Here is a 20802-nt window from a genome sequence, read left to right as displayed (position 1 = left end):
TCGGCTCCACAAGGCGAGGGCTGCGACAGCCACGCATGGCGTGGCTCTACTTCACCTCGAACTCGCCAACCAGCACCGTCTCGGCACGATCCTTCAGCCGCATCGTGATCATCTGGTCCTTCTGCTTCGGCGTGCCCCAATGGGTAGTCAGGCGCAGCATCAGCGTCGTCGCACCGGTCACCAGCTGCTGGCGGCTGCCGAAGTAGTTCGCCTCCACCTTGTACTTGCCCGGCTTGGCGTTGCGCAGCGAGAACTGTTCCGGACCATAGCCACCGGTGAAGTCCTGCGACATCTGCCCACCCTGGTAGGTCAGGCGGTTGCCGTAGTACGCACGCTCGCCGTTCGGGTCGGTGACCCACAGATCCATGTCGCTGTTGTCGGCATCCCAGGCCAGCACCACGCGCAGGTCCAGCGGCATCGCCTGCAGCAGGCGCGGGTCGACGCCGGTGGTATCCAGGCGCGGCTTGCTGCCGGCCACCAGGTTGGTCAGTTCATCCAGGGCGATCAGCGCGATGCCGTCGAAACGACCATCCCACGGCCGCACGACCACCTGGTACAGCGGCGCCAGCGCCTGCTGCGGCTTGCCCGCTGCGGCCAGCGCCAGGCCCAGATCACGGAAACTCTGCGGTTCTTCCTGGCCCATCGCCAGCACCTGCTCGAACACCGGCACCGCCAGTGCGGGTGCATCGGCCTGCAGCAGGCGATAGCCGAGAACGCGCAGCAGATGGCGGTTGTCCAGCTCCATCTCGGCCAGGTTGGACAGCACGCGCAGGGCAAGATCGCGCTGCCCCTGTTCGATCAACAGATCGGCCACGTCGAGGAAGAACGCACTGCTGTTGGCGTTCGCAGCGCGCTCGGCCAGATAGCGGTCGTACAGCTGCGACGACGGCCCCTGGCGCAGGCGGCGGGCAACCGGCGAATCCGATTGCCAGGCGGCCAACCGGATTCCCAGCTGACCGTCATTGGCGGCGGCCGGTGCATTGGACGCCGTGGGTTCGATGGCAACGGCATCCATCGCGGCCTCCAGGCCCGCAGGTGCCTGCCGCGGCGGCGATCGACGGGCGCGCGCGCTGCTGGACTCCGCCCGCTGCTCGGCGGCAACGGCCATCGGCGCTGGCGCGGGAGGAGGCGCGGCGAGCATCGCCACCGGGGCAGCCGCATACGCGTCCTGACCGACCACTTCCAGCGCCTTCGCCTGCACGCGCATGCCCTTCGGCCAACTGCGGCTCCACCATTGCTGGCGCTGCTGCCACTGCGTCACCACCTTGTCCAGGCGCTGACGGTCGGCGGCATCGCGATCTGCAACCTGGCGTGCGAAGCGCTGGTCGTACTGGGCGCGCAAGGCACCTGCGGGGCGGATCGCGTAGCGCAGGTAGTCGTCCAGCGTTTCCAGCACGATCAGTGAAGTGTCCGGGCCCACCAGGCTGAACTGCTGCGACAGGCGCTGCATCGCCTCGCGATTGCCGCGCCGATCGGTCGACAACTGCTGCAGGCGTGCCTGTGCCCACAGGCCGGCCAGCAGATCGCCATCGGCGCTGGTGGAGCTCTCCGGCAGTGCCTGCCATTGCCCACCGGCAATGCGCACCCGCATCGGCACACCTTCGGCCGCCAACCGCGCATGCAACCACAGCCAGCCCTGGGCCTGGCTGCGGCGGTCGACCACCACGTCCTGCACGCCACGGCCGGCATCGATCTGGACATCCAGTGGCATCGACAGCAGCTCCCGTGCAGCGGCATCGATATCGCTGCCGAGCGCCACGAAACTGCCGGCATGCGCCTCGCTCCAACCGCGCAGGCGGGTGGCATCGGTGCGTGCGCCGGCACTGCTGACCGCAAACAGGCGCTGATCGGCGGCCAACGCCGGCAGTGCTTCCGGCCCGTAGGTCAGCAGGCCGTCGCTGATCATCAGGTACTCCTTCACCGAGGGCTGCGGCTGCCACTGCGCCAGCGCGCTGGCGCCATCCGGCTGCACCGCCATCAACGCGCGCCGCAGTTCACTCCAGTCACTGCTGCGTATACGGAAATGACGCACGGGCTCGGCGCGATCACGCAGCACGGTCAGCGCGACGTTGCCCTCGCCCATCGCAGCAAAGTAGCGATCCAGCAGCGCGAACTCGCGGGTGCGGTCGCGCTGGCCTGCGGAACCCGAACCGTCCCACAGCAGCCCCACTTCCGACGGCACACGGCGCGGCGCGGTCGACGTCGGCACCGGCAGCTGCGCCAACAGGTAGTGACCGTCCTGCCAGCGTGCAACCTGCACCTGTGCCTTGCGCTCGGCCGGCAGCGTCCATTGCAGCTGGGCCGGCAACTGCGCGCCACGTCCTTGCCAGTGCAGGCGGCCATCGGCGATGCGGAACGGCGCGCTTCCTGCCTCAGCCCCCTTCGGTGCCCGCACGTCCAGTTCGACGGCTGCGGCGCCGGCGACGAACTGCAGCGGTAGTGTCCAACGCCAGCCCTGCCCGGCATATGCCAGCGGCTCGCGTACGACCAGCTGTACGCGGCGGCTGCCGCCGGCCGGCAGTGGATACACGCGCAGCCGGAACTGGTTGCCGGCGGTCTGCTCCAGCAGGCCCGGATCAACGCCACGACGGGCGATCTCCTCGAACACTTGACGACCGCGGTCCTTGGGCACCGGTACTGCCTCGCGCAACTCGCCGTTGATGTCCAGGGCGAACCCGGTGATCTGCTGGCCCTCGGCCAGCGGGAACTGCAGCTCGCCTTCCAGCTCGCGCTGGTTGGGGTTATGGAACTCCAGGGTGATACGGGTCTGGGCGATACCGGCCTGGACCTCGCCTTCGATGCGGGCATGTCGCAATTGAACCGGCTGCTCGGCGGCGGGCGCGATCAGGAGCGGAGTGGTTGCCTGCGGTCGAGCAATTCGGGGCGCCTGAGCGCCGACAGGCCAGGCCGCAAGGGCCAGCAACAACACAGCGCAGCAACGGGCGAAGACCATGACAGGACTCCAGTGGGATCGTGACTGCTTGAACGCACCAACCGGGTGGACGGGGTTAACGTGATTCGATGCTGGTTCTTCGCTGCCCCTGGGCGCACCATGTGCGACTTCCCGATCCCGTGCAAGGATGCCCATGCGTTCTCCCCTGCTTCCCACCCTGCTGGCCCTGTGCTGGCCGTTGGCCGCCGGCGCCGTCGATGCGCCTGCAGGCCTCTATTTCCAGCATCACGACTGGGTCGTGGCCTGCGACAACACACGCACGTGCCGCGCGGCCGGCTACGCCAGTGGCGATGACAGCACCCTGAGCGTGCTGCTGACCCGGGCGGGCGGCCCCAATCAGGCCATCAGCGGTCGGATGTCGTTGCAGCCGATCGATGACCAGCCGCAGCCCAAGGGCGCGCTGCACCTGCGCATCCAGCAGCGTGACCTCGGTGTGCTGGCGCCGGCCACGGAGCCGGGTGTCCATGTGCTCAGCGCGGCACAGACCAGCGCAGTGCTGTCCGCGCTGGTGCGCGATGGTGGCATCGCGGTTGTCGATGGCGCCGGCCACACGTGGCCGCTGTCGGACAAGGGCGCAGCGGCTGTGCTGTTGAAGACCGACGAATTCCAGGGCCGTGTGGGCACGCCGGGCGCGGTGATGCGCAAGGGGGCCGCTGCCGAAAGCAGCGTGCCTGCCGCCGTTGCCAAACCCGTGGTGCGCAAGGCACCGACGCTGTCGACGCCACCGGACGACCCGGCGTTTTCCAAGCTGGCCGCCTCGCCGGCGCTGCGTGCGGCGCTGCGCGCCACTCTGGTAGAACCCAGCTGCGAAGGCCTGCTCGACACCGACCCGGATCTTCCGATCAGCAATTCACCACTGCAGATCCAGCGCCTGGACACCAAGCATCTGCTGGTCAACGTCCCCTGCTGGCGCGCGGCCTACAACACCGGTGATGGTTACTGGGTCATCGGTGAGAACGCGCCCTACCAGCCGCAATGGGTGACCAGCGACGCGATCGACTACGGCGACGGGCAGATCGTCGCCTCGCACAAGGGCCGCGGTCTGGCCGACTGTGTGTCGGATGAAACGTGGACCTGGGATGGCACCCGCTTCGTCGCGACCTCGGCGATCAGTGGCGGCCTGTGTCGCGGCGTTCCCGGGGGTACCTGGGAACTGCCGACGCGGGTGACCGACGTACGCTGACCCTTCCGAAGCGGTAGCGCCGGGCCATGCCCGGCATGGACTACGCCGGCAGGCAGTGCTCGACGATCAGCTGGATGGCGGCGCCGCCACGATAGTCATCGCAGGCGAGCCGGTAGGCGAGATGCACGTGGCGACCGGGCGCATTGCCGTGCCAGCCACCGAAGTGGATCGCATTGATCGTGCCCGGTACGCCGGGCAGGCGCAGTTCCAGCTTCAGGTGGCGCTCCTTCAGCACGCGCCAGTTGGCCACTTCGAAGTGGCCATCGAACAGCGGCTCGGGAAAGCCCTGCCCCCATGGACCCGCCAAACGCAGCGCATCGGCATGGCGATGATCGAGTTCGTCCGCGGCCAGTTCGCCGTCGCTGAGCACCTGCTGCTGCAGTGCAGCCGGGTCGAGCATTTCCAGCACGGTGGCGACGAACGCGGCTTCGAAGGTGGCCAGATGATCCAGACGCATGCTCAACCCGGCGGCCATCGCGTGACCGCCGAAGCGCTCGATCAAGCCGGGATGGCGTGCATCGACCAGCGCCAGCGCATCACGGATATGCAGGCCGGCGATCGAACGCGCCGAGCCGCGCAGGGTGTCGGCGCCCGGCTCGGCCGGCGCGAACGCGATCACCGGCCGATGCAGGCGATCCTTCATCTTTGAAGCAACCAGGCCAACCACGCCGGGGTGCCAATCAGCATCGAACAAGCAGGCCGCCACCGGGCGCTGGCCTGCGGTATCGAGCACCACCCGCGACAGCGCGTGTTCGGCGTCATCGGTCATCGACTGCTGGACCGCACGCCGCTCGGCGTTGATCTGTTCCAGCGTCTGCGCGATGTCGCGGGCCTGCCGCGGATCTTCGGTGAGCAGCAGGGCGATACCCAATGCCATGTCTTCCAGCCGACCGGCCGCGTTCAAGCGCGGGCCAAGCCCGAAGCCGATGTCGGTGGCGGTCAAGCGTGCAGCATCGCGGCCGCTGGCCTCGATCAATGCCTTCAGGCCGACGCAGCCCTGGCCATTGCGCAGCCGGCGCAATCCCGCGCTGACCAGGGCGCGATTGTTGGCATCGAGCACCACCAGGTCGGCCACTGTGCCCACCGCCACCAGGTCCAGCAGCGTGGTCAGGTCCGGCCCTTTGCCATCGGCAAATACCCCCGCTTCGCGCATCTGCCGGCGCAGCGCCATCAGCACGTAGAAGATCACGCCGACACCGGCCAGCGCCTTGCTGGGGAAGGCGTCGCCGTCGAGGTTGGGGTCGACGATGACATCGGCCGGTGGCAGCAGTGGACCGGGCAGATGGTGATCGGTCACCAGCACCTGCCAGCCACGCGCCTTGGCCGCGGTCACGCCGGCATGGCAGGCAATGCCGTGGTCGACGGTGACCAGCAGATCCGGCTGCAGCGCAGCCAGCTCGTCCACCAGTGACGGCGACAGACCATAGCCGTGCACCATGCGGTTGGGCACTGCGTGGAAGACATGTTGCGCGCCGAGCATGCGCAGCCCGCGCACACCGACCGCGCAGGCGGTGGCGCCGTCGCAGTCGAAATCACCAACTACCAGGATGCGCTTGTCGGCGGCGATGGCTTGCACCAGCAGGTCCACTGCCGCGTCGATGCCGGTCAGCAGTTCCGGCGCATGCAGGTTGCCGAGCTTGGGCAGGGCCAGCTCCGGCGTGTGCGCACCACGTGCGGCATACAGGCGTGCCAGCAGCGGCAGCGTGCCCTCCGGCCAGCTACCGGGCGCGACTGCATCGCGACGGCGGATCATCGGCGTATCGGAAGACGGCAGCGCAGCATCGGCGGCAAGGGACATCGGCATCGCCGGGTTGCGGAAGACCCGCGCATGATACCCCGCTCGGCTCGCCAGGCTCTTCCGGGCTTGGCGCAGGCGTGGCGATCGCCCATGCTTGTTCGCTTCTGAAACGGAATTCGCCATGTACCGCCTGCTGTCCGTACTGCTTGCCAGCCTCCTGCTGCCACTTGCTTCCCAGGCCGCAAACACGCCGCCAACCCCCGGTATCGAGTTCGTACACCACGACTGGTTCCTGGCCTGCGACAACACCGGCACCTGCCGTGCAGCCGGCTACAGCCCTGAAAAGGCGGACAGCCTGCTGGGCCTGATGCTGGAGCGCGCCGGCGGCCCCGGCACGGCAGTGAAGGCGCGGCTGCGGGTCGGTGAGGATGGCGAAAGTGCAGTGCCTGAAGGTTCAATGCGCCTGCACGTGAACGGTCGTGATCTGGGCCCAGTGCAGGACACCGGGGCCGACGAAGCAGTGATGCTGCGGCCGGCGCAGGTAGAAGGCCTGCTGGCCGCCCTGCCCGGCCAGGCTCGTATCGAGGTGATCGACAGCAGGGGCACGCGCTGGCCGATTTCCGATCGTGGTGCCGCCGCGGTGCTGCTGAAAATGGACGAGGTCCAAGGGCGCGTGGGCACGCCCGGTGCGCTGGTACGCCGCGGCACGCGTGCCGAAGCGAGCGTGCCCGCCGCAGTGGCCAAGCCGGTGATCGTGCGCGGTGTGCTGGCGGCCGGCCGCCCCGGCGATAGCGGGCTGGGCAGCAGCGAAGCGCTGCGCGACGCGCTGATTGCCACGCTCGGCGACAACGACGACTGTCCGCGCCTGATCGAGTACGAGGGAACACCGGAAATGGTGATCGAGCGGTTGGACGACCACCACGTGCTGGTGCAGGCGTTGTGCCAGATGGGCGCGTACAACTACAGCAATGGCTTCTGGATCGCGCGCGATCAGCCGCCGTTCGCACCTGAGACGGTCACGCTGGAGGCAGAAGGCTTCTCGCGCTCCGATCGCACGTTGTACGCGCGCTACAAGGGCCGCGGCATCGGCGACTGCGTTTCCGGCTGGGACTGGGCCTGGGATGGCCGCAGATTCCAGCCAAGCAGTGCGTTCAGTACCGGTCTGTGTCGTGGCGTGGCGGGCGGGCACTGGACGCTGCCGACGCTGGTCAGCACGGTCCGCTGACCCGGAAACCTGGAACATGACTACGCTTCGATGTCCTCTACTGGCGCTGGCGTCACTGACGCTGGCACCTGTCAGCTTCGCCGGCACGCCCGCGCAGTTCACGTTCCTTGAACAGAACGGACACCTGGCATGCGATAACACAGGCACCTGCCGGATGGTGGCGTTCGGCCCACCGGCCGCGTTGATGCTGGGCGTGCTCATTGAGCGTGCCGCTGGACCAGACACCCCCGTGACAGCGCGATTGTCGCTGGCTGATGGCAGTGACGGCGCGCCCCGCAGCCCGCGGGTGCATCCAGAGGGCCGGCTGCGGCTGCATGTGGATGGCGCGGACCTGGGTGATATCGGCCCGGTGGATGCGCTTGAGGCCGGCCTGGCTCTGGCACCACCACATGCGCAGGCGCTGCTGGATGCACTGGTGCGCGGGCGGCCGGTCAGGATGACCGACACGGCGGGCCAGGCATGGCCACTGGCAGAGAACGGTAATGCCGCACTGCTGCTGAAGATGGACGAGGCACAGGGCCGCTTGCACACCCCAGGGGCGTTGGTGGGCAAGGGTTTGCGGCCGGAATCGCAGGTGCCGGCCGCACGGGTGGCACCTCGCCTGGTGCCGCCACCGCTGCTGGTTGAAGCCCACGACGAGGATGCCGCGCTGGCCGAACGTGCCGATCTACTGCAAGCGCTGCTACCGCGCGCCGAGGCCGGCGCGGGTTGCGCTGCAGCCTCTTCCCGCTACCTGCGCATCGAGCGGATCGATGCAACGCATGTGCTGGCGATGTTGAACTGCACGACCGGCCGCTACATCCGGCCAGCCGGCAGCTGGGTGATCCGCGACCGAACGCCCTTTGCGCCCGTGCCGATCACCGCATCCACGCTGTTCCCGCTCTACCCGCATGCCGTGTTCCTTGAAGAAGGCGTTGCAAGCGCTACGGACCGCTGCGGGATAGACCGGCATTGGGCCTGGGATGGAGCCCGCCTGGTGCTGGCGGCAACCTTCGTCGGCCGGCACTGCCTGGGCGCCGGTCAGCGCCACTGGCAACTGCCGACCTACGTTACGGAATTGCGCTAGGGCATCCGCCGGGCATGGCCCGGCGCTACCACCACGTCAGGCGTCGTGCAGCTGCCGTGGCTTCTTCCAGAACTGCCAGCGCTGGCCGCGATCCAGCTGGAACTGCAGGCCGTCCTCGAAGTCCAGCACCAGCCGCTGCAGCTCGCCACGCTTGAGCGCGGCCAGCAGCGGCCGGATTGCATCGTTGCCCAGCTGCTGCAGCGAGCGCAGCTGGCGCAGGTCGACCAGTGCATCGACCGACTGCTCGCCATCCACCGCGACACCTGCGGCCTGGGCCAGGCCCTGCAGCAGCGCATCGCGGCTGCGCACCTGCGCGTGCGGCGTGGCCACCGATACCGGCATCACGCCACCACCCCAGAACCACAGCGAATTGATCGGCTGCTGGCCCTGCGCGGCGCGCTGCTGGTTCCACGAGTGGGTGTGCAGCAGCACCTGCGCTTCGGTCATCAGTGCGCGCCAGCGACGGCCCGCCTCGCCCGGCGGCAGGTGCGAGAACAGGTCATCACCCAGCACCTCGTCGGGGCTGTCGAACTCCGGCAGTTCAGTACCGATGGGCAGGCGCAGGTACCAGCGTGACGGATCGGGTGCATCCAGCACGAAGCCTGCATCCGCAAACAGCGGCTGCAGCACGGGCAGCAACGCCAGCGTATCGGCCAGGCTGGGCCGCAGCGTTTCGCCGTGGCCCATCATCCGCGCGCCATGCATGTCCGGCACCATGCAGGCCGGATCGGCACGCAGCCAGCAGGCGCCGGCGGCATCACCGACGTCACGCTGGCGGGTCAACGCGGCCACCGGCCAGTGCGGCGCGGCCACCGTGAAGTGGCGCAGCAGCTGCGCGCGTTCACCGGCGTCGCCCTGCGAGGTGGTGGCGCGGCCCAGGGCGCGCGCCACGTCATCCGGCAATGCAGCCACCGCAAAGCGGCTGCGTGCCGGCAACAGCAGGGTTGCCGTCGCCACGGATCAGTCCTGGTAGCTGACGCTGACGATCTCGTACTCGCGCTGGCCGGCCGGCGCATCGATCACGATCGAGTCACCTTCCAGCTTGCCGATCATCGCGCGGGCGACCGGCGAGGAAATCGCGATCAGGCCGAGTTTGATGTCCGCCTCAAGATCACCAACGATCTGGTACTTCTTCTCTTCGTCGGTTTCCACGTCGGCCAGGATCACGCTGGCGCCGAACACCACCTTGGAGCCTGCATTGAGCTTGCTCACGTCGATGATCTCGGCGTGCGACAGCTCGCCTTCCAGCTGCTTGATGCGGCCTTCGATGAAGCCCTGTTCCTCGCGCGCGGCGTGGTACTCGGCGTTCTCCTTCAGGTCGCCATGCTCGCGCGCTTCGGCGATCGCGGCGATCACCCTCGGACGCTTGACCGACTTCAGGTGATCCAGTTCGTCGCGCAGACGCTGCGCGCCCTTCATCGTGATGGGTGCTCTCATGCGTTCAACTCCTTGTGCAGTTCCTGCAGCGACCAGACCGGGCCGGTACCGCGGAATTCCAGTGAATCCACCAGCGCCTTGGCACCGGCAATGGTGGTCGAATAGGTGACACGGTGCTGCAGTGCCTCGCGACGGATCGAGAACGAGTCGTTGATCGCGGCACGGCCTTCGGTCGTGTTGACGATATAGACGATCTCGCCGTTCTTGATCGAATCGACGATGTGCGGGCGACCCTCGACCACCTTGTTGATGATTTCGCAGTCCATGCCGTGCTGCTGCAGCCACGCTGCGGTGCCACGGGTGGCAACCAGGCTGTAGCCACGCGCCAGCAGGGCCTTGGCCACCGGCAGCACGCGCTTCTTGTCCGGGTCGCGCACCGACACGAACGCCTTGCCCACCGGCGGCGCCTTGATGCCACCGGCTTCCTGCGCGCGCGCGAAGGCGGCGTTGAAGCTGCGGCCCACGCCCATCACCTCACCGGTGGAGCGCATCTCCGGCCCGAGGATCGGGTCGACGCCCTGGAACTTGGCGAACGGGAAGATCGCTTCCTTCACCGAGTAGTAGTCCGGCACGATTTCCTTGGTGGCGCCCTGCTCTTCCAGGGTCTTGCCCGCCATGCAGCGGGCCGCGATCTTGGCCAGCGGCATGCCGGTGGCCTTGGACACGAAGGGCACGGTGCGCGAGGCACGCGGATTCACTTCCAGCAGGAAGATGGTGTCGTTGCCTTCCTCATCGGTCTGGATCGCGAACTGGGTGTTCATCAGGCCCACCACGTTCAGGGCCTTGGCCAGCTCGACCACCTGGCGACGCAGCTCGGCCTGGGTTTCAGCCGACAGCGAGTAAGGCGGCAGCGAGCAGGAGGAATCGCCCGAGTGCACGCCAGCCTCTTCGATGTGCTCCATCACGCCACCGATCAGGACGTTGCCCTGGGCGTCGGCGATGATGTCCACGTCGCACTCGACGGCGTTGTCGAGGAAGCGATCCAGCAGCACCGGCGAATCGTTGGACACCTTCACCGCGTCACGCACGTAGCGGGCCAGATCGGATTCGCCGTAGACGATTTCCATCGCGCGCCCACCCAGCACGTAGCTCGGGCGCACCACCAGCGGGTAACCGATCTCGCGCGCCAGCAGCAGGGCTTCCTGGTCGTTGCGGGCAATGCGGTTCGGCGGCTGCTTCAGGCCCAGGTTGTCCACCAGCTGCTGGAAGCGCTCGCGGTCTTCGGCCAGGTCGATCGAGTCCGGGCTTGTGCCGATCACCGGCACGCCGTTGGCTTCCAGCGCGCGTGCCAGCTTCAGCGGGGTCTGGCCGCCGTACTGCACGATCACGCCCTTGGGCTGCTCCAGCTCGACGATTTCCAGCACGTCTTCCAGGGTCAGCGGTTCGAAGTACAGGCGGTCGGAGGTGTCGTAGTCGGTCGACACGGTTTCCGGGTTGCAGTTGACCATGATGGTTTCATAGCCATCCTCGCGCAGCGCCAGTGCCGCGTGCACGCAGCAGTAGTCGAACTCGATGCCCTGGCCGATGCGGTTGGGGCCACCGCCGAGGATCATGATCTTGTCGCGGTTGCTCGGTGCCGCCTCGCACTCGTCCTCATAGGTCGAGTACAGGTAGGCGGTGCTGGTGGAGAACTCGGCGGCACAGGAGTCCACCCGCTTGTACACCGGGCGCACCTTGTGCGCGCGACGCAGCGCACGCACGGCCGCTTCATTGGTGCCGGTCAGCTGGGCCAGGCGGGCGTCGGAGAAGCCGGCGCGCTTGAGCTTGCGCAGGCGCGCCGCATCCAGGGCGTCGATGCCATCGGCCGCGACCTGGGTCTCGGCGGCGATGATTTCTTCGATCTGGTCCAGGAACCACGGATCGATATAGGACAGCTTGAAGATGTCCTCCACGCTCATGCCGGCACGGAACGCATCGGCGACGTAGAACAGGCGCTCCGGGCCCGGCGCCTTCAGCTCGCGGCGCAGGGTCTGCAGGTCGTCTTCGTTGGCCAGGTCCAGGCCGGTCGGGTCGAAGCCGACCTTGCCGGTTTCCAGGCCACGTAGGGCCTTCTGCATCGATTCCTGGAAGGTGCGGCCCATCGCCATCACTTCGCCCACCGACTTCATCTGGGTGGTCAGGCGTGCATCGGCGGCCGGGAACTTCTCGAACGCAAAGCGCGGGATCTTGGTGACGACGTAGTCGATGGACGGCTCGAACGAGGCCGGGGTCAGGCCGCCGGTGATCTCGTTCTTCAGTTCGTCCAGGGTGTAGCCCACGGCCAGCTTGGCGGCGACCTTGGCGATCGGGAAGCCGGTGGCCTTGGAGGCCAGCGCCGAGGAACGCGACACACGCGGGTTCATCTCGATCACCACCACGCGGCCGGTGTCCGGGTTGATGCCGAACTGCACGTTCGAACCACCGGTATCCACGCCGATCTTGCGCAGCACGGCGATGGAGGCATCGCGCAGGCGCTGGTATTCCTTGTCGGTCAGGGTCTGCGCCGGGGCCACGGTGATCGAGTCACCGGTGTGCACGCCCATCGGGTCCAGGTTCTCGATCGAGCAGACGATGATGCAGTTGTCCGCGGTATCGCGGACCACTTCCATCTCGAATTCCTTCCAGCCCAGCACCGACTCTTCGACCAGCACTTCGGTGGTCGGCGACAGTTCCAGGCCGCGGTTGACGATCTCGATCAGCTCTTCGCGGTTGTAGGCGATGCCGCCGCCACTGCCGCCCAGGGTGAAGCTGGGGCGGATGATGGTCGGATAGCCGACGCGGGTCTGGATCTCCAGCGCTTCGTCCAGGGTGTGGGCAACGGCAGCGGTCGGGCACTCCAGGCCGATCTCGCTCATCGCCACGCGGAACAGTTCGCGGTCTTCGGCCATGCGGATCGCATCGCGCTTGGCGCCGATCAGCTCGACGTTGTACTTCTCCAGCACGCCGTGGTCGGCCAGGTCCAGCGCGCAGTTCAGCGCGGTCTGGCCACCCATGGTCGGCAGCAGCGCGTCGGGCTTTTCCTTGGCGATGATCTTCTCGACCGTCTGCCAGTTGATCGGCTCGATGTAGACGGCGTCGGCCATCTCCGGGTCGGTCATGATCGTGGCCGGATTGCTGTTGACCAGCACCACGCGGTAGCCCTCATCTCGCAGGGCCTTGCAGGCCTGGGCGCCGGAGTAATCGAACTCACAGGCCTGGCCGATGACGATCGGGCCGGCACCGATGATGAGGATGGTCTTGAGGTCAGTGCGCTTGGGCATTTTCTTCTCTAAGTCAGTACAGCGTGACAAGGGGGAGTGATCGCACGCTGTCGATCAGGAAATCTCTTCGGGTTTCAGCGCAATCCCGCACTGGTCCTGCAATCCCTGGCTCAGTTTCACCGCAAATTCGTCAGGGACGCCCATTGCATCGAAACCAGCATCCAGGCGCTTGAAGGACGTACTGCCGAGAAAGGCGTCGAATCCGGCGGCGTACGCCTCGTCGTTGACGTTGACCGACGCGTCCGCTGCCGACTCCGGGAGCGCGCGGGTGAGGATCAGGTAACCCTTTCCGGACGGTGTGGCCAGGAAGCGCGACCAGTCCGCGACGATCGCGTCACCGTCCTCGCCAAGGCTGTTGATCAACGACTGGCGCGCATGAACGTAGAAGAACGACTGGATGGAGGTGCGGGCGCATTGGCGATCGCTTTCGGCCAGCGCTTTGAGCGTTGGCACCTCCTCGACCATCATCGCCGCCGACGACGCACCGACCGAGTCCTTCTTCAACGTGTGCAGCAGCGCGTCCATGTCCGCAGCGGACGCCGGCGCAGCCTGTGCCGCACCCGCGGCGCAGCACAGCGACAGCAGCAGCGCGGCGCTGCGCATCAAGCCTTCGCCTCGGCCATCAGGGTCACGAAACGATCGAACAGCGGACCGACGTCATGCGGGCCCGGCGAGGCTTCCGGGTGGCCCTGGAACGAGAACGCCGGCACATCGGTGCGGGCGATGCCCTGGTTGGTGCCGTCGAACAGCGAACGGTGGGTCACCCGCAGGGTGGCCGGCAGACTGGCTTCATCGACCGCGAAGCCGTGGTTCTGCGAGGTGATCATTACCCGGCCGCTGTCCAGGTCCTGCACCGGATGGTTCGCGCCGTGGTGACCATGGCCCATCTTGATCGTCTTCGCGCCCGAGGCCAGGCCCAGCAGCTGATGGCCCAGGCAGATGCCGAAGGTCGGGATCTTCACGTCGATGAAGGTCTTGATCGCGGCGATCGCGTAGTCGCACGGTTCCGGGTCACCCGGGCCGTTGGACAGGAACACGCCGTCCGGCTTCAGCGCCAGCACTTCAGCGGCCGGGGTCTGCGCCGGCACCACGGTGACCTCACAGCCGCGCTCGGCCAGCATGCGCAGGATGTTGGTCTTCACGCCGAAGTCGTACGCCACGACCTTGTACTGGGCCGGCACGCTGACGAAGGCGTTGGCGTCCAGGTCCAGCTGGCCCTCGGTCCAGACGTAGGTCTTGTCGGTAGTCACGACCTTGGCCAGATCCATGCCCTTCAGACCCGGGAACTTGCGGGCCGCTTCCAGTGCCTTTTCCACGTCGATACCGTCGCCGGCCATCAGCGCGCCGTTCTGGGCGCCCTTCTCGCGCAGGATGCGGGTCAGCTTGCGGGTGTCGATGCCGGCGATGGCGACCACGCCACGCTGGATCAGCCAGTCCTGCAGCGACACTTGGCTGCGCCAGCTGCTCGGGCGGCGCGGTACGTCGCGCACGATCAGGCCGGCCGACCACACCTTGGACGCTTCATCGTCCTGGTCGGTCATGCCGGTGTTGCCAATGTGCGGATAGGTCAGCGTGACCATCTGCCGGGCGTAGGACGGGTCGGTCAACACTTCCTGGTAGCCGGTCATGGCGGTGTTGAACACCACTTCACCGACGGACAGGCCGGGCGCGCCTACGGATTCGCCCTCGAATACGGTGCCGTCTTCGAGGACGAGGATTGCGGCTTGGGTCACGGAATTCTCACTTTGGCTACCGAGGGGGTGCCGAAGTCACGCCTGCGCTTCACGGAAATCCGGTTGCAAAAAAGCGCGGACGTACGGTCTGGGACCGGTCCGGCTTTCGTGATTCGGCGAGTGCGAATTGTAGCGGTGCCGGGGCGCTCGCGCCAGCGGTTATCGCCATTCATGAACAGGCGATTGCGCATTCATTTCAATCCGGGGCCGTATGCAGGCACTCAAGGGTAGCGCCGGGCCATGCCCGGCGGATCTGCCACCGACGCCGGGCATGGCCCGGCGCTACCGTTTACAGGGGGCCGTCCAGCAGGTCCCTTACCCGGTAGCTGCCTGCCACCCGGCCCTGCAGCTGGCGAGCGGCAAACAGCGCCCCGCGGGCAAAGATGTCGCGGTTGGTGGCCCGGTGCACCAGCTCGATGCGCTCGCCCAGGCCGGTGAACTGCACCAGATGCTCGCCGACGATGTCTCCGGCGCGCAGGCTGGCGTACTGCGGCTCGGCACCGCCCCGCTGCGCCGCGGCCCCCAGGGTCAACGCCGTGCCCGAGGGAGCGTCCTTCTTCTGCGTATGGTGCGATTCGACGATGTCGCAGTTCCAGCCGGCCAGCGCCTGCGCCGCACGTTCCACCAGCTCATCGAGCACCGCCACGCCCAGGCTGAAGTTCGACGCCCACACCAGCGGGATCTTCGCCGCCGCTGCTTCCAGTGCCTGGCGCTGCACACTGGAAATACCGGTGGTGCCCGATACCAGTCCCGCACCGCGCTCCACGCACAGTGCCAGCAGCGCATCGAAGCCCTCGGGCAGGCTGAAGTCGATCGCCACATCGAACACCGGCGCCCCCGGCAACTCGCTGGCCGCGAAGAACGGCACGCCGTCGATCACCCGCTGCGCCGGCGCGCGGCCGGTCACCGCAGCGACGATCTGCAGGGAATCAGGATGTTCGGCGGCCAGCCGCAACAGGGCCTGGCCCATGCGCCCGGAGGCGCCGTGAATAAGCAATCGCAGGGGAGTCTGGTTCATGCACGCAGGCTAGCGGCAGCACGCATGGTCCGGCAAGCACTGTCGCTGCTACGCTGCGTGCCCCTTCAAGCGCTGGCCCGCACCTCATGCACCTTTGCAAACCGCCCGCGCCAAGCGCTGACGCCATCATGCCGCCTGCGCGGATGCAGGGCTGAAACGGTGCGCATTTCCGAAGTCGCCCGCCGTACCGGCGCCAGCGCCAAGGCCATCCGCCTGTACGAGGCACGCGGCCTGCTGCCGCCAGTGCCGCGCCTGAACCGCTATCGCGACTACAGCGAGCAGGACGTGGCCTGGGTGCAGCTGATCCGGCAGGCACTGGGGCTGGGCATCGGCTTGGCCGCCATCACCCGCCTGCAGCGTGGCGACGGCCAGCTGGACTGGCCAGCCGTGCTCGCCCTGCTGGAACGCCAGCGCACTGCGATTGCCGCCGAGCGCGAGCGGCTTGCCCGCGTCGAGGTCGAACTGCAGCAGGTGGGTGACGAGCTGCGGCAATGGCTGCAGCAGGGCGATGGCACCTGCGTGCTGGCTCCCGCTGGCTGCCCTGGCGGGGTTTGACTCTGCCCTTGGGGCATAGCGCAACGTCGGATGCTTTCCAGCCCCCGAGACTGCCGTGCCCCGCTCCATCCTGATCCTGCTTGGCCATCCCGACCGCGACAGCCTGTGCGGCGCCTTCGCCCAGCGCTACGCGACCGCCGCCGGTAACGCCGGCCACCACGTGCGCATGATCGCCTTGGGCGACCTTCAGTTCGACCCGGTGCTGCGCCACGGTTATCGCCAGATCCAGCCACTGGAAACCGACCTGCAGGATGCAGCAGACGCGATCCAGGCCTGCGACCACCTGGTGCTGGTCTACCCGACGTGGTGGGGCGCGATGCCGGCACTGCTGAAGGGCTTCTTCGATCGCGTGCTGCTGCCGGGCTTCGCCTTCCGCTACCGTCGCGATTCGGTGTGGTGGGACCGGCTGCTGGCGGGGCGCAGCGCGCGGGTCATCACCACGCTGGATACGCCGCCCTGGTACTACCGCTGGATCTACCGCGATCCGGGCATCACCCAGATCCGTGCCACCATCCTTGAGTTCTGCGGTATCCGCCCGGTGCGGGTCAGCCGGCTGGGCCCGGTGCGCAGCAGCACGCCGCAACAGCGCGAACGCTGGTTGGCACTGGCAGCGGAGCTTGGCACGCGGGCAGGTTGACGCATCGCCGCGAACCGGTCGCCTCACCCTGCCTGCAACGTAGATCCAAGTCCTGCGTGGATGATCAATTCCGACACCGCTGGAGGGCAGCGCTGGGGATGGGTAGATCCACGCCATGCGTGGATGATCAATCGGCAGTGCGGACCAAGGTCCGCACCCACCAGGGAAGGTCCGCACTCACCAGGGCAGCGCCCAGACGCCTCTCTAGTGCTGCTTCGGCGGTGTCGGTCCGCAGCTGTCGCAGCCGCCGCACGCCCCGCCCCCGCCAGTGGCCGGCGGCGCGATCTTCCGGCCCAGCGCCTGCAGCCAGGCCGCACGGCCCGGCTTCAGCAGCGCCAGTGCCAGCGCGCCGCGCAGTCTGCGCACGGTGCCGGGCGCCTGCTTCTTCAACACCACCCACGCACTGACCAGCACGGCCACCGCGATGATCAGGTACTGGACCAGCAGGCCCGCATCCATCAGCCGCCTCCCAGCGCCACGGTCACCTGGTAGGTGATCAGCGCCGCGACATAGGCGGCAGCAAACAGGTAGAACGCCGAGAAGCCCATCGTCTTCCACGAGTTGGTCTCGCGCTTGATGGTGGCCAGCGTCGAAATGCACATCGGCGCGTAGATGAACCACACCAGCAGGGCCAGGCCGGTAGCCAGCGACCAGCCGTCGGCCACCACCGGCGACAGCGCGGAGATCGCCGCATCATCATCGGCGGCCGACAGCGCATACACCGTCGCCAGCGAGGACACCGCTACTTCGCGCGCAGCGAGGCCCGGGATCAGCGCGATGCAGATCTGCCAGTTGAAGCCCAGCGGCGCGAAGATCGCGGTCATCGCATGACCGATCTGGCCGGCGTAGCTGTAGTCGATGGCCGGCATCGTCGCGTCGGCGGGCGCGCCCGGGAACGACAGCAGGAACCACAGCAGGATGGTCAGCGCCAGGATGATGCCGCCGACACGCTTGAGGAAGATCATGCCGCGCTCGTACAGGCCGACGGCGAGGTCGCGCGGATGCGGAATGCGGTACGACGGCAGCTCCAGCATCAGCGGGTGCTCGCTCTTGTCGCGGCGCCACTTCTTCATCACCCACGACATCACCAGCGCGCTGAGGATGCCGGCCACGTACAAGCCGAACAGCACCAGGCCCTGCTGGTTGAAGATGCCGATCCTGCCGGCCGGTATGAACGCACCGATCAGCAGCGCATACACCGGCAGCCTTGCCGAGCAGGTCATCAGCGGTGCCACCAGGATCGTGGCCAGGCGGTCACGCGGGTCCTGGATGCTGCGGGTGGCCATGATGCCCGGCACCGCGCAGGCAAAGCTGGACAGCAGCGGGATGAACGACCGCCCCGACAGGCCGGCCGCCGCCATCATGCGGTCCAGCAGGAACGCGGCGCGTGGCAGGTAGCCGGACTCTTCCAGCGCCAGGATGAAGGCGAACAGGATCAGGATCTGCGGCAGGAACACCACCACGCCGCCCAGGCCGGCGATGATGCCGTCGGTCAGCAGGCTGGTCAGCGGACCTGCCGGCAGCACGCTGGCGGCCAGCTCACCCAGCCAGGCAAAGCCGGCCTCGATGCCATCCATCAACGGCGTGGCCCAGGCGAACACCGCCTGGAAGATCAGGAACATCACCACCACCAGCGTGATCAGGCCGAACACCGGATGCAGCAGCCAGCGGTCCAGCGTGTCGTCGATCTTCGCCGTCCGTGCCGGCATGCGTACGGCTGCGGCCAGGATCGCGCGCACCTGCGCGTGGTAGTCCGCGCCGCTCTCAACGCCGGCCAGCGGCGCATCCAGGTGCGGCACCATCGTATCCAGGCGTTCCACCAGTGCACGCGCGCCCTGCTTGCGTACCGCCACGGTTTCCACCACCGGCACACCGATCTCGCGCTCCAGCGCGGCCACATCGATCTGGATGCCGCGGCGCTGCGCGGCGTCGACCATGTTCAGGGCGATGATCATCGGCTTGCCCAGCTCGCGCAGTTCCAGGGCGAAGCGCAGGTGCAGGCGCAGGTTGGTTGCGTCGATCACGCACAGAAGGACGTCCGGCGCGGCCTCACCCGGGTAGAACCCCCGGCACAGGTCGCGGGTGATCGCCTCGTCCAGGCTGGCCGGCTGCAGGCTGTAGGCGCCCGGCAGGTCGAGCACGGCGAACTCGCGGCCGGACGGCGCACGCAGGCGGCCTTCCTTGCGCTCAACGGTGACGCCGGTGTAATTGGCGACCTTCTGCCGGCTGCCGGTCAGCTGGTTGAACAGCGCGGTCTTGCCGCTGTTGGGGTTGCCGACCAGCGCGATGCGCAGCGGGGCGGCGGTTGCGGTGGCGCTCATGCACGTCCCTCCTGGCTGGCCGGATCGATGACCACGCGCCGGGCCTCACTGATACGCAGCGCGAAACGGGTGAACCCGACCTGCACCAGCAGCGGCTCGCCACCAACCGGGCCTCGCGCCACCAGGCGCACTTCCTCACCCTTGACGAAGCCCAGCTCGCGCAGGCGCCGGGCGATGGCATCGTTGGCATGCAGGTCCTGCACGGAATCGACCACGGCCGAGGCGTGCAGGGGCAGTTCGGACAGCGTCATCTAGCGTGTTCTCTGCTGGATGTAAATGGTTCTCGATTCTAACATTCCCGCGTCGCGTCATGGCCCATGACCAATGGCCCGCTATGATCCATACAGGTATGGAGCAACCCCCGGAATCCCATGAACGATGCTTTGCAGATCGAGCGCAACGGCGCTGTCCTGACCCTCTGGCTGAACCGGCCGGAGCTGCACAACGCCTTTGACGCCGGCCTGATCGCCCGGCTGACCGCAGCCCTGGAAGCGGCCGGCCGCGATGACACGGTGCGCACGGTGGTGGTGGCCGGCCACGGTGCCTCCTTCTCCGCCGGTGCCGACATGCAGTGGATGCGCGGCATGGCCTCCGCCAGCGAGGCCGACAACCGTGACGACGCCCTGGCCCTGGCCCGGCTGATGCGCACCCTGGACGAACTGCCCAAGCCCACCCTCGCCCGCGTCCACGGCGCCGCCTTCGGTGGTGGCGTCGGCCTGGTGGCCTGCTGCGATATCGCCATCGCTACCAGCGCCGCCCGCTTCGGCCTGACCGAAAGCCGCTTGGGCCTGCTGCCAGCAGTGATCTCGCCCTATGTGATCGAGGCCATCGGCAGCCGCCAGTCCCGCCGCTGGTTCGCCACCGGCGAGCACTTCGACGCCGACACCGCCCTGCGTATCGGCCTGATCCACCAGCTGGTGGAGCCCGAACGCCTGGACGAGGCGGTGCAGCGACAGTTGGCCCTGCTCGACAAGGCCGGGCCGATCGCCTCGGCTTCGGCCAAGCTGCTGGTCCGGCAGGTTCGCGACGCCCATGACCGCGACAGCCTGGACCGTGACAATGCCGCCCTGATCGCCCGCCTGCGGGTATCGGCCGAGGGCCAGGAAGGCCTGGGTGCCTTCCTCGACAAACGCGCGCCGCACTGGGTCACGGAGGCCTGACATGCTGGACCATATCGGCTTGAACAGCGGCGACCTGCCGCGCAGCAGGGCCTTCTTCCTGCAGGCGCTGGCACCGCTGCAGATCGGCGTGGTGATGGAGGTCAGCGCCGAACAGACCGGCGCCCACGACCACGTGGGTTTCGGCAACCACGGCAAGCCGTTCTTCTGGCTGGGCAATGCGGCGCCGCTCAGCCAGGGCGTGCACGTGGCCTTCGTCTGCGCCGAACGCGCCCAGGTTGATGCCTTCCACGCCGCCGCGCTGGCCGCAGGGGGGCGCGACAATGGCGCGCCCGGCCTGCGTCCCTGGTACCACCCGGACTACTACGCCGCCTTCGTGATCGACCCCGACGGCAACAACATCGAGGCGGTCTGCCACCTGCCCGGGTAGACCCCTGCGTCGCCACCAGGCGCAGGCGTGGCCGCTTGTGCGACCCGCCTGCGTATCTCATCTGGCAGCCTGGCGAAGACCGGGCCGCCCCCCCGTTTCCCAGGAACCGTCGTGACCCCAGCCGATCCCATCCGCCCTGCCCGCCCCGC

General features: G+C 67.8%; 18 protein-coding genes. 7 read left to right on the top strand and 11 right to left on the bottom strand.

Going from position 1 to position 20802, the window contains the following annotated elements:
• Positions 1-46 precede the first annotated feature (46 nt).
• Positions 47-2953: a DUF2135 domain-containing protein gene (locus AC3WTC_RS04955; protein WP_492710802.1), complete on the bottom strand. Its 2907-nt coding sequence runs from the start codon at positions 2951-2953 to the stop codon at positions 47-49.
• A gap of 133 nt (positions 2954-3086) precedes the next feature.
• Between AC3WTC_RS04955 and AC3WTC_RS04950 the strand changes: the two genes are divergently transcribed.
• Positions 3087-4136 carry a DUF1176 domain-containing protein gene (locus AC3WTC_RS04950; RefSeq protein ID WP_080148844.1) on the top strand — a complete coding sequence of 350 codons (1050 nt, stop codon included), beginning with the start codon at positions 3087-3089 and terminating at the stop codon, positions 4134-4136.
• 40 nt (positions 4137-4176) lie between these two features.
• Here the strand turns inward: AC3WTC_RS04950 and recJ are convergent, their stop codons facing one another.
• Positions 4177-5934 (bottom strand): single-stranded-DNA-specific exonuclease RecJ, encoded by a 1758-nt coding sequence (gene recJ, locus AC3WTC_RS04945; RefSeq protein ID WP_080148925.1) that lies wholly within the window; start codon positions 5932-5934, stop codon positions 4177-4179.
• A gap of 121 nt (positions 5935-6055) precedes the next feature.
• Between recJ and AC3WTC_RS04940 the strand changes: the two genes are divergently transcribed.
• Together AC3WTC_RS04940 and AC3WTC_RS04935 are read left to right on the top strand one after the other, a co-directional pair.
• A complete protein-coding gene (locus AC3WTC_RS04940) occupies positions 6056-7099 on the top strand; it encodes a DUF1176 domain-containing protein (RefSeq protein WP_059064105.1) in 1044 nt (347 codons plus the stop codon).
• A gap of 16 nt (positions 7100-7115) precedes the next feature.
• Entirely contained in the window at positions 7116-8165 is a 1050-nt protein-coding gene (locus tag AC3WTC_RS04935) for a DUF1176 domain-containing protein (protein WP_492710800.1), read from the top strand.
• Positions 8166-8201: 36 nt separating this feature from the next.
• On the opposite strand, the gene AC3WTC_RS04930 is transcribed toward AC3WTC_RS04935, so the two are convergent.
• The 6 genes from AC3WTC_RS04930 to dapB all read right to left on the bottom strand — a co-directional run bounded on the left by AC3WTC_RS04930 (position 8202) and on the right by dapB (position 15592).
• The gene (locus AC3WTC_RS04930; RefSeq protein WP_025874723.1) at positions 8202-9122 is read right to left on the bottom strand and encodes a phosphoglycerate mutase; all 921 of its coding nucleotides are present in this window, start codon (positions 9120-9122) and stop codon (positions 8202-8204) included.
• Positions 9123-9125: 3 nt separating this feature from the next.
• Positions 9126-9590: a transcription elongation factor GreA gene (gene greA / locus AC3WTC_RS04925; protein ID WP_492710856.1), complete on the bottom strand. Its 465-nt coding sequence runs from the start codon at positions 9588-9590 to the stop codon at positions 9126-9128.
• An 8-nt stretch (positions 9591-9598) separates the two neighbouring features.
• The gene (gene carB / locus AC3WTC_RS04920; protein ID WP_492710797.1) at positions 9599-12841 is read right to left on the bottom strand and encodes a carbamoyl-phosphate synthase large subunit; all 3243 of its coding nucleotides are present in this window, start codon (positions 12839-12841) and stop codon (positions 9599-9601) included.
• A gap of 54 nt (positions 12842-12895) precedes the next feature.
• Positions 12896-13444: a hypothetical protein gene (locus tag AC3WTC_RS04915; RefSeq protein WP_492710795.1), complete on the bottom strand. Its 549-nt coding sequence runs from the start codon at positions 13442-13444 to the stop codon at positions 12896-12898.
• Positions 13444-14574, bottom strand: coding sequence for a glutamine-hydrolyzing carbamoyl-phosphate synthase small subunit (gene carA / locus AC3WTC_RS04910; protein ID WP_025874731.1), 1131 nt, complete (start codon positions 14572-14574; stop codon positions 13444-13446). The genes AC3WTC_RS04915 and carA overlap by 1 nt, the downstream gene beginning before the upstream one ends.
• 289 nt (positions 14575-14863) lie before the next feature.
• A complete protein-coding gene (dapB, locus tag AC3WTC_RS04905) occupies positions 14864-15592 on the bottom strand; it encodes a 4-hydroxy-tetrahydrodipicolinate reductase (protein ID WP_025874733.1) in 729 nt (242 codons plus the stop codon).
• Positions 15593-15751: 159 nt separating this feature from the next.
• Here dapB and AC3WTC_RS04900 point away from each other — a divergent pair, with 159 nt between their 5' ends.
• Both AC3WTC_RS04900 and AC3WTC_RS04895 read left to right on the top strand, forming a co-directional pair.
• A complete protein-coding gene (locus tag AC3WTC_RS04900) occupies positions 15752-16147 on the top strand; it encodes a MerR family transcriptional regulator (RefSeq protein ID WP_080148926.1) in 396 nt (131 codons plus the stop codon).
• A gap of 55 nt (positions 16148-16202) precedes the next feature.
• Positions 16203-16784 (top strand): NAD(P)H-dependent oxidoreductase, encoded by a 582-nt coding sequence (locus AC3WTC_RS04895; protein WP_492710792.1) that lies wholly within the window; start codon positions 16203-16205, stop codon positions 16782-16784.
• A 204-nt stretch (positions 16785-16988) separates the two neighbouring features.
• On the opposite strand, the gene AC3WTC_RS04890 is transcribed toward AC3WTC_RS04895, so the two are convergent.
• Genes AC3WTC_RS04890 through AC3WTC_RS04880 form a run of 3 tightly spaced genes read right to left on the bottom strand, consistent with a single transcriptional unit; the run spans position 16989 to position 19356 of the window.
• Positions 16989-17243 (bottom strand): DUF6587 family protein, encoded by a 255-nt coding sequence (locus AC3WTC_RS04890; RefSeq protein ID WP_080148849.1) that lies wholly within the window; start codon positions 17241-17243, stop codon positions 16989-16991.
• On the bottom strand, positions 17243-19105 hold the full coding sequence (feoB, locus tag AC3WTC_RS04885) for a ferrous iron transport protein B (RefSeq protein ID WP_080148850.1): 1863 nt from the start codon (positions 19103-19105) through the stop codon (positions 17243-17245). The genes AC3WTC_RS04890 and feoB overlap by 1 nt, the downstream gene beginning before the upstream one ends.
• Positions 19102-19356, bottom strand: coding sequence for a FeoA family protein (locus AC3WTC_RS04880; protein ID WP_025874743.1), 255 nt, complete (start codon positions 19354-19356; stop codon positions 19102-19104). Before AC3WTC_RS04880 ends, feoB begins: the two co-directional genes overlap by 4 nt.
• A 120-nt stretch (positions 19357-19476) precedes the next feature.
• On the opposite strand from AC3WTC_RS04880, the gene AC3WTC_RS04875 reads away from it, so the two are divergent.
• Entirely contained in the window at positions 19477-20265 is a 789-nt protein-coding gene (locus AC3WTC_RS04875; RefSeq protein ID WP_033831003.1) for an enoyl-CoA hydratase-related protein, read from the top strand.
• Position 20266: 1 nt separating this feature from the next.
• On the top strand, positions 20267-20653 hold the full coding sequence (locus AC3WTC_RS04870; RefSeq protein ID WP_025874747.1) for a VOC family protein: 387 nt from the start codon (positions 20267-20269) through the stop codon (positions 20651-20653).
• Positions 20654-20802 lie beyond the last annotated feature (149 nt).

This window comes from Stenotrophomonas sp. FW305-C-20-S1 (assembly GCF_058783335.1).
The sequence above is the reverse complement of the archived record's forward strand: the minus strand, read 5'-3'. Positions and strand labels throughout refer to the sequence as shown.

Bases quoted from the DNA above. Each gene is read 5' to 3' on its own strand.
- AC3WTC_RS04875 (WP_033831003.1), top strand. From the start codon at position 19,477: ATGAACGATGCTTTGCAGATCGAGCGCAACGGCGCTGTCCTGACCCTC.
- AC3WTC_RS04880 (WP_025874743.1), bottom strand. From the start codon at position 19,356: ATGACGCTGTCCGAACTGCCCCTGCACGCCTCGGCCGTGGTCGATTCC.
- feoB (WP_080148850.1), bottom strand. From the start codon at position 19,105: ATGAGCGCCACCGCAACCGCCGCCCCGCTGCGCATCGCGCTGGTCGGC.
- AC3WTC_RS04940 (WP_059064105.1), top strand. From the start codon at position 6,056: ATGTACCGCCTGCTGTCCGTACTGCTTGCCAGCCTCCTGCTGCCACTT.
- AC3WTC_RS04870 (WP_025874747.1), top strand. From the start codon at position 20,267: ATGCTGGACCATATCGGCTTGAACAGCGGCGACCTGCCGCGCAGCAGG.
- AC3WTC_RS04950 (WP_080148844.1), top strand. From the start codon at position 3,087: ATGCGTTCTCCCCTGCTTCCCACCCTGCTGGCCCTGTGCTGGCCGTTG.
- dapB (WP_025874733.1), bottom strand. From the start codon at position 15,592: ATGAACCAGACTCCCCTGCGATTGCTTATTCACGGCGCCTCCGGGCGC.
- AC3WTC_RS04935 (WP_492710800.1), top strand. From the start codon at position 7,116: ATGACTACGCTTCGATGTCCTCTACTGGCGCTGGCGTCACTGACGCTG.
- carB (WP_492710797.1), bottom strand. From the start codon at position 12,841: ATGCCCAAGCGCACTGACCTCAAGACCATCCTCATCATCGGTGCCGGC.
- AC3WTC_RS04915 (WP_492710795.1), bottom strand. From the start codon at position 13,444: ATGCGCAGCGCCGCGCTGCTGCTGTCGCTGTGCTGCGCCGCGGGTGCG.
- AC3WTC_RS04955 (WP_492710802.1), bottom strand. From the start codon at position 2,953: ATGGTCTTCGCCCGTTGCTGCGCTGTGTTGTTGCTGGCCCTTGCGGCC.
- recJ (WP_080148925.1), bottom strand. From the start codon at position 5,934: ATGTCCCTTGCCGCCGATGCTGCGCTGCCGTCTTCCGATACGCCGATG.
- AC3WTC_RS04890 (WP_080148849.1), bottom strand. From the start codon at position 17,243: ATGGATGCGGGCCTGCTGGTCCAGTACCTGATCATCGCGGTGGCCGTG.